At 63.3% G+C, this 12,564-nt stretch carries 8 protein-coding genes; 6 read left to right on the forward strand and 2 right to left on the reverse strand.

Features of this window, described 5'->3' with window-relative positions; translation table 11 throughout:
• Positions 1–316 precede the first annotated feature (316 nt).
• The 5 genes from FFI89_RS28245 (at position 317) to FFI89_RS28265 (ending at position 9,334) form a co-directional block, all read left to right on the forward strand.
• Positions 317–2,068 (forward strand): hypothetical protein, encoded by a 1,752-nt coding sequence (locus FFI89_RS28245; protein WP_138830800.1) that lies wholly within the window; start codon positions 317–319, stop codon positions 2,066–2,068.
• Positions 2,069–2,102: 34 nt separating this feature from the next.
• A complete protein-coding gene (locus tag FFI89_RS28250; protein WP_138830801.1) occupies positions 2,103–6,587 on the forward strand; it encodes a Dyp-type peroxidase in 4,485 nt (1,494 codons plus the stop codon).
• A 181-nt stretch (positions 6,588–6,768) separates the two neighbouring features.
• Positions 6,769–7,872, forward strand: a complete 1,104-nt coding sequence (locus tag FFI89_RS28255; RefSeq protein ID WP_138830802.1) for a hypothetical protein — start codon at positions 6,769–6,771, stop codon at positions 7,870–7,872.
• Positions 7,869–8,903 carry a phosphotransferase family protein gene (locus FFI89_RS28260; protein WP_138830803.1) on the forward strand — a complete coding sequence of 345 codons (1,035 nt, stop codon included), beginning with the start codon at positions 7,869–7,871 and terminating at the stop codon, positions 8,901–8,903. Before FFI89_RS28255 ends, FFI89_RS28260 begins: the two co-directional genes overlap by 4 nt.
• Complete coding sequence (locus FFI89_RS28265; protein ID WP_138830804.1) at positions 8,900–9,334, forward strand: hypothetical protein; 435 nt, start codon at positions 8,900–8,902, stop codon at positions 9,332–9,334. The genes FFI89_RS28260 and FFI89_RS28265 overlap by 4 nt, the downstream gene beginning before the upstream one ends.
• A 21-nt stretch (positions 9,335–9,355) precedes the next feature.
• Here FFI89_RS28265 and FFI89_RS28270 read toward each other — a convergent pair whose 3' ends face one another.
• Entirely contained in the window at positions 9,356–11,044 is a 1,689-nt protein-coding gene (locus FFI89_RS28270; RefSeq protein ID WP_138830805.1) for an NAD(P)/FAD-dependent oxidoreductase, read from the reverse strand.
• Between the two features lie 212 nt (positions 11,045–11,256).
• Between FFI89_RS28270 and FFI89_RS28275 the strand changes: the two genes are divergently transcribed.
• Positions 11,257–11,658 carry a VOC family protein gene (locus tag FFI89_RS28275; protein WP_138830806.1) on the forward strand — a complete coding sequence of 134 codons (402 nt, stop codon included), beginning with the start codon at positions 11,257–11,259 and terminating at the stop codon, positions 11,656–11,658.
• A 51-nt stretch (positions 11,659–11,709) separates the two neighbouring features.
• Here the strand turns inward: FFI89_RS28275 and FFI89_RS28280 are convergent, their stop codons facing one another.
• On the reverse strand, positions 11,710–12,483 hold the full coding sequence (locus FFI89_RS28280) for a gamma-glutamylcyclotransferase (protein ID WP_210249039.1): 774 nt from the start codon (positions 12,481–12,483) through the stop codon (positions 11,710–11,712).
• Positions 12,484–12,564: the final 81 nt, after the last annotated feature.

Here is a 12,564-nt window from a genome sequence, read left to right on the forward strand (position 1 = left end):
AGATCTTCACACCACATCCTCAGCCGATGCAGTGACCGCCGACAACATCAAGAAGCCAACACCGTAGCGATGCAAGGACGCTCACAGCATTCCCGGGCCGTCGCGCCATGGTGCTCGCGTCAACACCTTCCACGCACCCGACCCGCGGATCGCGGAAAACCGGCGGCCCCTGTCGCCCGCAGTTCCACAACTTCAGCGGGCGATCAAACCTGCTATCTCCCCGCGCGCCGGCCGCGACCCCAGCGTTCAAAAATCGAAAAAAATGCGTGAAAGTTGCAGTTTGTCGGCTATCATCGGAGCTGGGGATGGCTGCTAAATGTTGACTTGGACTTCGAAATTTAAACTTCGCCTTCTCGGGCCATTCAGCTTCGTGGACCCGGAGGGGCGCCGGATCGTAATTTCCAGCCGCAAGGGCGCGGCGTTGATTGCCATGCTGGCCGTTTCCAAGGACGGCGAGCGAGCCCGCGGCTGGCTCCAGACACAACTGTGGGGTAGCCGCGAGCCAAAGGAGGCCAACGGCAGCCTGCGGCGCGAGTTGTCGGATTTGCGCCAGCGGCTCAATCGTCCGTCGTGGACGCCGCTGATCTGCGAGCGGGACCGGGTACGGCTCGACCTCAACATCGTCAGCATCGACATTTTCGAACCGGACGACGAGGCTGGTGCGCACGGAACCGGTCAGGCAGGCGAGTTCCTCGAGGGAATCGACATTCCCGGTGAGGAAGCCTTCGAAGACTGGCTACGCGAGCAACGCACTCGCCTGCTCGAGAACCCTCCGGCCAAGGCCGCACCGCCGCAAGTTCCGGCCGCCGCAGCCCGCTCCGAGCCCGGCCCCACCTGGCCGGGACAGCGCGCCAGCGATGGCCCCTCGTTGGCGGTCCTGAGTTTTGCAAACCTGACGGGCGATCCGGACGACGCCTATTTCGCCGAGGGCTTCAAGCAGGAATTGATCAACCGCCTGTCCCGCGTACGGTGGCTGGCAGTGATCGCCGGCGACTCCGGTGAGCCGCGAGGTTCGACCATCACCAGCCAAGAAGCGCGAGGGCTGGACGCCAAATATCTGCTCGACGGATCGGTCCGGACCGCGGGAAACCTGATGCGGATCGACGTCACGCTCTATGAGGCCGCGCGACTCCAGGCGGTCTGGTCCAAGCGGATCGAGATCGCCCGGTCGGTGATTGCGACGGCGTTCGACGAATGCCTGCAGGAACTGGTGGCGCATCTCGGCGCCAAGATCGATCACGGCGAACAGTCAAGCGCGCGGGAGCGGGTGCCGTCGAACGCAAACATCACCGATCTGCTGTGGCGGGGTCGTTGGCACCTCAATCGCCTGCAGCACCCGGATTCGGATCAGGCGCAGGAGCTGTTTGCCAAGGCGCTCGCGCTCGATCCTCATTCCCCGGAAGCCCTGATCAACGTCACCCATGGACTGGCCTGGGCGATCTGGACCGGTCGAGAGTCGGGTCAGCGGGTGCACGAGATGCGACGGCTCGCCCAGCGCTCGATGCGGGCTGATCCATCCGACGGCCGGGCCTACTGGCTTGCCGGCACGGCGGAGACCTGGCTGCGGCACATGCAACCCGCACTGGACCTGCTCTACCAGGCGGTCGAACTGACGCCCAGTCTCGCCATTGCGCACGCCCAGATCGGTTCCACCCTCAACCTTTGCGGCAAGTCTGAACAGGCCGGCGGGCACCTTGAGCTGGCGAGACGGCTCAGCCCGTTCGACGTGCATCTGTTCTTCGTCCTTGGCGAACTGGCAATGAGGTCCAGCCTGCTTGGGGATTACCGGGAAGCGATCGCCTATGCGGATCTGGCCATCGTTCGCCGGGAACAATACTGGTACGCCCATATGGTCAAGATCGACGCGCTTTACAGACTGGGCGAAGCGCAGCAGGCGAAGTCGGCATTTGAAGAGCTCCGGGCCGTCAGGCCGCGCTTTTCGACCACGTATATTGACTGGATTCCATTTGAAGATCGCTCGGTGAACCATCGGTTTGTCGAGTCAGTCGCTTCGCTCTCGGCGGGCCGCACCCGCCTCGCGGCCGAGGGCGACAATTCACGACGTTGATGCGCGAAGATTATTTCAGAACGAAGGGGACGTTATGGGGGACGCGAAGGCGGCAGGGGGACTATTCGCCAGGTGGACGCTGAAATACAGGGTTGCCGCAGACGGGACGATATCGATATCCGGCAACGAGAAGGCATCCGCGCAAGACACCTTTGATTTTGACGACCTGGGCGCCGACCGGCCGTGGTCGCCGGTTTTCAGACGGCTTTGGCTGTGGTCGCTGCGGGTGGTGTTCGCTTTCTTTCGGACCTTCTGGCCGATCCCGAGGTTCGGCCGACTGGTCATCGTCACCCGCGACGCCGACGTGCGCGACGTGCTCGCGAAGCACGACATCTTCCGCGTGCCCTACGGCCCGGAAATGAAGGAGCTCGGCGGCGGCGCCGCGACGTTTGTCCTCGGTCTCGAAGGCGTCCAGCAACAGCGTCAACACGAACTCATTCGCAGCCTGATCGGAGAACAGGACGCGAAATGGCTGATCCAGCGGACGCGTCAGATCGCCGACACGCTGATCGATGCGTCCGAGGGCCGTATCGATATCATGAAGGATCTCATCACCCGGGTGGCGTCGGAGACCTGCGCCGAATTCTTCGGGCTCAATGTCGACGACCCCGACGCTTTCGCCGAATGGTCGATGTCGATCTCGGCGCTGCTGTTCGCCGATCCGTTCGGCAATCCCGCGACCCGCAAGCTCGCCCTTGCCGGCGCAATGCGCGTACGATCCGTGGTCGAAGCCGCCCTGGTGAAGCTCTCGGTCGACCCGCCAGCGCCGCCCGAGGGCCTTGGCAAAACGATTCTTCAACGTCTCCGCGACACCCATATTTCGGACGACGAAATTCTCGCCATCATGGTGGGCATGATCACGGGGTTCATTCCGACCACGACCCTGGCAGCGGGCAACATTATCGAAGAGTTGTTGCGGAAACCGGACGGACTGGATGCGGTGGCCGCGGCGGCGAAGCAGGCGCGCAGCGGCGACGACCCGTCGGCGCGCGACCGGCTGGAGCATCTTCTGTTCGAGGCGGCACGGCTCAATCCGGCGCTCAACCCGGGGCAGTGGCGCTACGCCGCACAGGACGGCACCGTCACGACGGCGTCGGGTCCACACCGGATTGCCGCCGGATCGATCCTTATGGTCGCGACCGCCTCGGCAATGCGCGACCGCCAGTCAAAGGGCTATGAACTGGTGTTCGGAACCGGCGTGCATGCCTGCCTTGGCAAGACGCTTGCGATGGCGCAGATCACCGAGATTTTCGAAGCACTGCTCTCCAGGGACGAGGTGCGCGTCAGCAAGGGTCAATGGGGACGCATCTTCCGGGTCGGCGTGTTTCCCCGCCGCCTCGACATGGAGTTCAAGCCCGCCTTTGGATCGCAGATCCAGAGCATGGTCACCGTGCTGGCTCCGCTCACCGAAAAGGCCGACCTCAACGCCTGGCGTCACGAGATCGAGAAGCTAGTCCTGCAGCCGCGGCCGAATATCGACGACGCGCTCCGGAGCACCGACGTCATCCATTTCGCATCGCTCAACGCCATCGATCTGGGCGATGCCAATACTCCGGCGCCGTATCTGATGCTGGAATTGAACGGCGACGGGAATTCCGACGCACTGATTGACGCGATCGATGCTTCCGCACGCCCATGGTTGCTGCAGCTGTTCCGCTCGGCGGCAAACCGCGACACGGCGCCTGCTCCGGCGAACACCGGGCCTTCGCTAGGCGAACTGTTGCGGGCCAGCGAGATTAAGCTGCAGGCGCGGCCATGGGGAAACACCGGACTGTGCTTCTACGGCCTGCCCGGCCAGTCGATCGCCAGCATCCAGCAGCAGGAGGAACTTGTAAAATTCTGCCGCGAGGCCGTCGATTATTTCGTAAAGATTCACGCTGGTATCGGCAGCCACGCCACCGGTGCCCTACAGTTCGTTCGCGATCTCATCCATGGCGCTCCCAAACTCCGCGGAATGAAATATCCAGGCATGCAGTCTCTGGTGGCGCGCGGCCCCGCATTCCAGCGCTATCTGGTGATCCCAAGCCGTCAGGAACCACCGACGCTCTGCTGGAAGCAGCCGGACAGCCGTCTCGCCGCGGTCCTCTCCTCGCCGACGCTGCGTCCGATCTATATCTTGCTGGCGGTGATCGCCGTTATCGTCAGCGTGTTGTGCTTCAAGTGGTACGACTTCTCCCTGTCCTTTGCACCGGGGGACCTTCTGACTACCGCCGGGCAGTGCGCCATCGCGGTGGTCGCCGGATGCATCGGCACCGCTACGCTGGTGGGCATCATCGTCGGCGCATTCATCGCACGACTGCATTGGGCCGACGTCAACGACAGACCGGAAGATCTCGACCCCGACCTTGCCAAGGTTCGCGAGGTTGCGAAACGCGAGAACGCCCCCAACTGCGAGCAAAATCATTTTCTGTCGGTTTCGCCGCTCAAACCCGGCTGGTTCCGCAGGTTCACGCTTGGTATCGCCCTGTGGGGAATCGAACTCGTCGTCGTCAGAGCCTTCCGCCCCGGCTATATCGTCAACATGGGGACGATTCATTTCGCGCGCTGGTTCCGGCCGCCGGGGTCGGAGCGCCTGGTGTTCCTCTCCAACTACGACGGCAGTTGGGAGAGCTATCTCGAAGATTTCGTCACCAAGGCCTATCAGGGCCAGAACGCGGCCTGGAGCAACGCCGTCGGTTATCCGCGGACGAAATGGCTGATGAGTGGCGGCGCGCAGGATGGCGATCGCTTCAAGCGTTGGGTGCGCCGCCAGCAGCAGCCGACGCAATTCTGGTTCAATCACTTCCCGCATCTCACGGCAGACCAGATCCGCAACAACGCGGTGATATCCTGGGAATTGGCGCGGGCGACGACGGACTCGCAAGCCCGCGCATGGCTCAGCTATTTCGGCTCGATGCCGAAGACCGACACCGTGATCGAGACGCAGGAGGTGCAGTCTGTCGTATTTCGCGGTTTCAAGCGACTTCCCCACATGAAGTTCGCCGCCCTTCGCCTGCCCGACGATCCCAGGGCTCGCGCCGACTGGCTGGCCTCGCTCGTACCCGCCGGAAGTAGTCCGCACGATACTGTAGAGCGGTTACAGCAGACTGAGGATTTAATGGTCACGTTCGGTGACCGCCCGCTGTCAGGCGAAGAGGAAAACTCGGCTACATGCGTCGCCTTCACGGCGGCGGGCCTGTCCTACCTTCTGCGTGGATGCGATGATAATGCGTCCACCACGATGGCGACCTTCCCCACCGCCTTTAATCTCGGAATGTCGTCCCGCCAGCGCATTCTGGGCGACGATGCCGAATCCGAACCGTCATCGTGGCGCTGGTCGGATGCTAATCGCGACACGCAGGTTCATGCCGCACTTCTTGTGTACGGAAAATCCCAGGGCGATTGCGAGTCCCGCTTCGAGTTGCATCGTTCGAAGCTGGCCGGCGCAGGTTTTGCGGTCTACGAACTCGACACTCAGCCCACGGAAAACGGCATCAACTACGAACACTTCGGCTTCCGCGATGGCATCTCGCAACCGGTCATCCGCGGCACCCAGCGTTTTGCGCGCGGCGCGCAACCCCGCGACATTATGGAGCCTGGCGAATTCCTGCTCGGCTACAAGAGCAACCAGGGCTACTACCCGCCGACGCCCGTGGTCGCCCGCGAGAGCGACCCGGACAACCAGCTTGGATCGATTCCGACACCGGCGGACAGCCGTTTCGGTGCCTTCCAGGATCCGCGCCCGCAAGTGCGCGACTTCGGTCGGAATGGCAGCTTCCTGGCCATCCGGCAACTCGAACAGCACGTCGACGAGTTCCACGATTATGCCAAGCGCAGCGCAGAAAAATTGCTTGGAGACACGATGGACTTGCTGCCGGGCTTGATTGGAGGCGAGGTCACCGGAGACTGGATCGAAGCCAAGATGATGGGACGCTGGCATGACGGCGTGCCGCTGATCGACCGTCCGATCGGACCCGCTCCGCCGAAGCGCAGCGACGACGATCCTCTCGACGAGACGGATACCGACCTGAACTTCGGGGTCGATGACCCACAAGGTCTGTTTTGTCCGTTTGGCGCGCATATCCGCCGGGCCAATCCGCGCGGCAGCCTTGCGCCGGGCGATGATTCGCAGCTGATGATTACCAACCGGCATCGTCTTTTGCGGCGTGGCAGATCCTATCAGCAGGAAGGCGAAAAGGGCCTTCTGTTCATGGGCCTGTGCGCGGATCTCGAGCGCCAGTTCGAGTTCATCCAGCAGTCATGGATCGGCGCTCCCGGCTTCGCCGGGCTTACCAACGAACCGGATCCGATCGTGTCGGTGAAGCTGCCGGATGAATCGACGCGGTTCACGATCCCAACCTCGGCCGGTTCGCTGGCGGTTGAGGGAAGCGCCGAGAGTTTCGTGACGGTTCATGGCGGAGGCTATTTCTTCCTGCCAAGCCGGTCCGCGCTCATATTCCTGGCGAAACTCAATCAGCTTCGTGTTCCTGATCGAAAGCTTGTAGACGACGCCTCTGAAACCGAGGTTCAAACCTCTTAGCCTTATCGGTACTGATTGAATCAGAACCGGGCTCTTCGCTCGAAAACGCCGCGGCGAATTCGAGCCGCGGCGGACGGCCGGGCGGCCGACCGCTCCACCCTTGCATTCACCTCCCGCGCCATTACTGTCCGCGTCGCAGAATGGCGAAAAACGCCACGGACGTTTACCGGGAGCGAACACGTTGGCGCTGAGCAAGGGCGATGATTACCCGATCCACCAGACACCGGAGCCGGTGGCGTATGCGGGGACCGACCGCAATTTCTACGACCGCTATTTCTTCAACGGCTATTCGACAGCGTCCGGAAACACGGCGTTCTTCGCGGCGGCGTTCGGCGTCTATCCGCATCTGAACATCGCGGACGCCGCCTTTGTCGTGGTCCGCAACGGCGTCGAGACCGCGCTGCATGCCTCGCGCTGCCTCAATATGGAGCGCATGGACCTCGCCGTGGGCCCGATTCGCATCGAGGTGGTCGAGCCCCTGCACAAGTTGCGCGTGATCGTCGACGCGCCGGACCACGCCATATCAGCCGATATCGTGTTCACCGGCCGCAGCGCCCCGATCGAGGAACCGCGCTTCATCCGACGGATCGGCCCGCGCACGCTGATGGACTATACCAGGTTGACGCAAAACGGGCGGTATCAAGGCTGGATCGAACTCGACGGCGTTCGCGAACAGGTCGACGGCTTTGTCGGAACGCGCGACCGCTCGTGGGGCGTCCGCCCGGTCGGCCTTCGCGATCCGCAGGCACTAACGCCGGCGACACCGCCGCAATTCTTCTGGCTGTGGTCGCCCTGCAATTTCGACAGCGCCAGTCTGTTCTTCCACTCCAACGACGATGCCGCCGGCCTGCCGTGGAACCGCCGTGCGGTCTGGGCGCCCGACAACGCCCCGCTGCAGGAAATCGAACACGCCACAGCACTGGTGAACTGGAAATCCGGCACCCGGCACGCGACATCAGCCACCGTCACGCTGGGGGAAGGTTCGCAGCGGCTCGAAGCGACGTTCACGCCAGTCTACAATTTCTTCATGCTCGGCCTCGGCTATGGCCACCCGAAATGGGCGCACGGGCTCAACCATGGCGACCTCGCGGTCGAGCGCGAAGACATCGTGCTTGTTGATGTCGATGTACGGCAACAGCAGCATCTCCACATCCAGGCGCTGTGCGACGTGAGCTGCCGCGATGCGGAAGGCCGCGTCCATCACGGACGCGGCGTGCTGGAGCAGCTGGCGCTCGGCCCGCATGCGCCATCGGGATTCAAATCCACGCTGGATTTCGCCCCATGAATGCGCCGAACTCGGGCGAGGCGCTGGGCCGACGGCTGGAGCAATATCTCGGCAAGCACTGGGGTGAGAGCGTCGTGGTGCGCGATCTCACGCGCATTCCCGGCGGCGCCAGCCGCGAGACCTACCGCTTCGATGCGGAGGTCGGCGGCAAGGTCAGGGGCGTGATCCTGCGCCGCGACCCGGTCGGCGGCCTGATCGACACCGACCGGCAAACCGAATTCATGGCCTACCAGTCGTTCCACGGCAGCGTGCCGGTGCCCGAACCGCTGGTGCTGGAGACCGAAGGCGGCGCACTGGAGCGACCGTTCTTCATCATGAGCCGGATCGACGGCGGCCAGGTGCCGTCGGTGATGAACCTTGAGCCTTATGGCGAACATGCCGGTGCCATCGGCCGCGAATTGTTTGCGATCCTGGGGCGTATCGCCCGCCGCGATCCGGCGACGCTGCCGATCCGCCATTGCTGCGCAGCCCCTGCCCTCGCCGACTGCTGGCGTGTGACGCTGGATTACTGGAGCGCGGTGATCGAGCGCGACGAACGTCACCCGCAGCCGATCGTCCATGCCGCGATCCGCCGCCTGCGCCGCAATCCGCCAAAGCCGGCGGAAAAGATTTCCGTGGTTCACGGCGATTATCGCTCGGGCAACTTCATGCACGATGGACGGGGAAAGATCATCGCCGTGCTCGACTGGGAGATGGCGCATCTCGGCGACCCCATCGAAGATCTCGCCTGGTGCTTCGACCCGTTGTGGAGCCATTTCGACGACAGCCACGTCGCCGGTACGATCCCGGAAGCGGAAGCGATCGCGATCTGGGAGCGCGAGAGCGGTCTGCGCGTCGATCCATCCGCGCTGGCGTGGTGGAAACTGTTCAGCGCCGTGAAGGGCTGCGCGATCTGGACCACGTCGGCCAAGGAGTTCGTGGCCGGCGGCAACGATCTGGTGCTGGGATTTACCGGCACTTACACCGCGCGCCGGCACGACCGCATCATGGCGGACCTGCTGGCGCGGCTGGTCGAGGAAGGCTGGTCATGACGCCGACGGTGCCGGAACTGCTCAACGGCTGCATGCTGACACTGATGACCCCGCCACGGCCGGAGGACGCCGGGCTGTTCTCGGCGGCCCGCCTTCGCCTGATCGCGCTCGTCAACAAATTGGTCGCATTGGAAAGCGCCGACGGCGCCGCCGTGCGGGTGTGGGAAAACGCAGCACTCCGCGCGCTGATCGCGGAAGCCGGACCCGGACATGGCGTCTTGCCCGGTGACGCGGCGGAAACCGCCGACGGCGACTATTCGCTGGCGGTCCTCGATGCGGCAAACGCCCGGCTGCGCCGCCTCGTCATCCGCCTGCATGAAGCGGCCGAACAGGCTGGCGATATCGAACTCGACCGCCAAATCCTGAAACTCTATGGCGAGATGGCGCGGCGGCGCGAACTGCATCTGGCGCCGGTCAAGCCGGTGGCTTGAGCGGCCCATTTCAAACGTACCCTACTCGGCCGCGCTCGACCTGACGGCAGGCCGCGCCGAACCCCGCGCCTCCCCGCCGAACACGATTCCCTCATAGCCCTTGGCGGTGACGTCGTTGATGGCGGCGACATATTTCGGGGTGCCGCCATTGTAGACGAAGTAGCGGACCTTGCCGTGCTCGTGGCCGGGGACGTTCGAGTTGTAGCCGGTGAACCACGACTTGGCTTTTCGCATCAGCATGATGGCGTACATCTTGGTGACATGGGCCGTCCACCGCTCCTGCGCCGCCAGTGTCGGTTCGGCGCTGACATAACCGCGGTCCCACATGTGTTCGAGCAGGTCCATGCACCAGTTGACGCCGTTCTCGATGCCGCGCGGGAAGTTGGTCGAGGCCGAACCGCTTTGCGGGCCGGTCGGCATCAACAGGTTCGGAAAACCGTGAACCAGCATGCCGAGGAAGGTCGAGGGACCGTCGCGCCATTTGTCGAACAGTTTTTCGCCGCCGATGCCGCTGATGTCGATCTGGTCGAACGCCCCCGTAATGGCGTCGAAGCCAGTGGAATAGACGATGATATCGAAATCGTAATCACCCGCCGAAGTTCGCAGGCCGTTTTCGGTGACGCGCTCGATCGGCGTCTCGCTGATGTCGACGAGATGCACATTGTCGCGGTTGTAGGCTTCGAAATACAGCGTCTCCAGTGGCACCCGCTGCACGCCGAAACCGTGGTCTTTCGGAATCAATTTTTCCGCGGTCTCGGGATCCTTGACGCGGCGGCGGATGCGATCGGCGATGTAGGCGGAAAATTCGGCGTTGGCCGCCTCGTCGGTGAAAATTTCGCGAAAATTGCTCAGCCAGATGCCGAAGCCAGGCTCGTCGTACAGCTTGTCCCACAGCGCCAGCCGCTCCTCGCGGGTGACCTCGTGGAAGCCGCGCCGGTCGGGCTCATGCTCGAATCCGCCGGGGGTGCGGGCGCATGCCGCAAAGATCTCGTCATAGCGCGCGCGGATGTCGGCCATCTCTTCGTTCGAGATCGGGCTGTTGTTGAGCGGCGCGCTCCAGTTCGGCCGGCGCTGGAACACCGTGAGGTCGCCGACCTTGTCGGCGATCTCCCCGATGATCTGAATCGCGGTGGCGCCGGTGCCGATGATCGCGACCTTCTTGCCGGTCAGATCGACCGGGTCGTGCGGCCAATAGAAGGTGTGGAACGAGCGTCCCCTGAAGGTGTCCATCCCTTCCAGCCGCGGCGGCGTCGGCACCGACAGCAGGCCGATCGCCAGAATGACAAACCGGCAGGTCAGTTCGCTGCCATCGCCGAGCGTGAGCCGCCAAAGATTCTCCGCCTCGTCGAACCGGGCCTTCTCGACCTTGCAGTTGAACCGCATGTATTTTCGGAGATCGAATTTGTCGGCGACGTAATTGAGGTAGCGCAGATTTTCCGGTTGCGCCGAGAAGCGTTCCTTCCAGTGCCACTCCTCGAGCAATTCCTTCGAGAACGAATAGCCGTAGGTGTAGCTTTCGGAATCGAAGCGCGCGCCGGGATAACGGTTCCAGTACCAGGTGCCGCCGAGATCGGGAGCGGCATCCAGCACCAGCGCGTCGATCCCGAGGTCGGCCAGCCGCTTGATCTGGTAGATGCCCGCCACGCCCGCGCCGATCACGATGACCTCGTGGTGCGACTTGGTCGCCTCGCTCCCGGTCCCCTCGGACATGTTCACTCCGGTCGTTGTTGTTTTTGGCGTCGACGGCGGCAGCGCTGATATGCTTCACTATAGCAACAATCCGCCCTTTGCACTTGCGTCAGGATGCCATAACCGCGCCGCAGAATTCTGACGTAAAACATTGTTTGAAAGCTGTGGCGTGGCCGACCCGGCTCGAAGGCCGGGCGGAAGAGCCAGACTGATCCAAGGGAGACATTCGAATCATGAGCAATATCGCCTATGTCACCATCGGCGCCGTCGACGGCGAGAAATCAGGCGCGTTTTACGATGCGGTCTTCGGCGCCCTCGGCAGCGAACGCAAGGTCGCGGATGGCGGCTGGATCGGCTATGGCAAGATCGGTCCCGGCAAAACCATCATGGATTGTCACACCGCGGTCTGCCCGCCCTTCGACGGCAAGGAAGCCCGCGCCGGCAACGGCATCATGATCGCCTATCAGGGCAAATCGCCCGATGAGGTGAAGACCGCCCATGCCGCCGGGCTCCAGAACGGCGGCTCCGACGAGGGCGCGCCGGGCTTCCGGCCGCCGGAAGCACAGAAGGGCTTTTATGCCGCCTATTTGCGCGATCCCACCGGCAACAAGCTTTGCGTCTTTTGCGTCGCGTGATCGTTGTGAGTATCGCGGATTTTCCCGCCGATCGGCTCAGGGATGACCGTGTCAGATGCCCGCGCCGGCATTGATCTGCACGTGCAACTGCTCGACATAGGGATCCCTGATGTCGAGCGCTTCCAGCTGGGTCGCCAGTTGCACGAGATATTCGCGGTTGGTGCCGAGAATACCCTTGCCGCTGGCGATGGTGGCCGCGGTCTCCGCGAACGACAGTTCGCCGACATAGCTTGGATGCGCGGTGTTGGAGACAAAGGCGAGCGCGGTGATCGGCCCTTGCGGTGTCGTCATCGGCACCATTGCCGGCGCATAGCCGCCGCGCAGCATCTCGCGGCGCCACAGGATCGCCGACTCCGCATGCACGTCGTCAGCGGCGATGCGAAACGCCAGGCCGCGGCAGCAGCCTTGCTGCTTTTCGAGCGACAGCATCAACGCCGGATAATCGCGCGACCCACGGCCGAGATCGATCCAGAGCGTGAAGCGGCGCTGATAGCCTTCGAGGTCGGCAAGCCGGACTTCCGCGAAGTGAAAGCCGGGGTCCCACATCAGCGATCCATAGGAGTAGATCCAGAGATCCTCGCCGCTGTGGTGATCGCCGAGCAGCGCCAGCCGCGACGCCTCGATCGCTTCATCCGACAGCCGCCAGCTTGCCGGGAGCCCTGCGGCCCGGGCCCGGCTCTCCCACATCGCGAACATCTCCGGCGTCAGCCGCAGCCGCGATTGCGCCGGCTGCGTCACGCGGTCGCGCAGATCGGGCAGATGAACGAAGGCGTCCGCGGTCACGTCGAACCAGCTCCTGTGCTTCCGGCATTCGTAATGTGCCATTGTTGGCACCTCGCGCCAATTCAAACCACGACCTGCCCGGCATGACTTTACCTCACTGCAGGACTGACTTTAAATCATCCA

It is taken from the genome of Bradyrhizobium sp. KBS0727, from assembly GCF_005937885.2.
Classification (GTDB): Bacteria; Pseudomonadota; Alphaproteobacteria; order Rhizobiales; family Xanthobacteraceae; genus Bradyrhizobium.

Excerpts from the sequence above, each read along its gene's own strand:
- FFI89_RS28270 (WP_138830805.1), bottom strand. The coding sequence starts at position 11,044 with ATGTCCGAGGGGACCGGGAGCGAGGCGACCAAGTCGCACCACGAGGTC.
- FFI89_RS28280 (WP_210249039.1), bottom strand. The coding sequence starts at position 12,483 with ATGGCACATTACGAATGCCGGAAGCACAGGAGCTGGTTCGACGTGACC.
- FFI89_RS28260 (WP_138830803.1), top strand. The coding sequence starts at position 7,869 with ATGAATGCGCCGAACTCGGGCGAGGCGCTGGGCCGACGGCTGGAGCAA.
- FFI89_RS28250 (WP_138830801.1), top strand. The coding sequence starts at position 2,103 with ATGGGGGACGCGAAGGCGGCAGGGGGACTATTCGCCAGGTGGACGCTG.
- FFI89_RS28275 (WP_138830806.1), top strand. The coding sequence starts at position 11,257 with ATGAGCAATATCGCCTATGTCACCATCGGCGCCGTCGACGGCGAGAAA.
- FFI89_RS28245 (WP_138830800.1), top strand. The coding sequence starts at position 317 with ATGTTGACTTGGACTTCGAAATTTAAACTTCGCCTTCTCGGGCCATTC.
- FFI89_RS28265 (WP_138830804.1), top strand. The coding sequence starts at position 8,900 with ATGACGCCGACGGTGCCGGAACTGCTCAACGGCTGCATGCTGACACTG.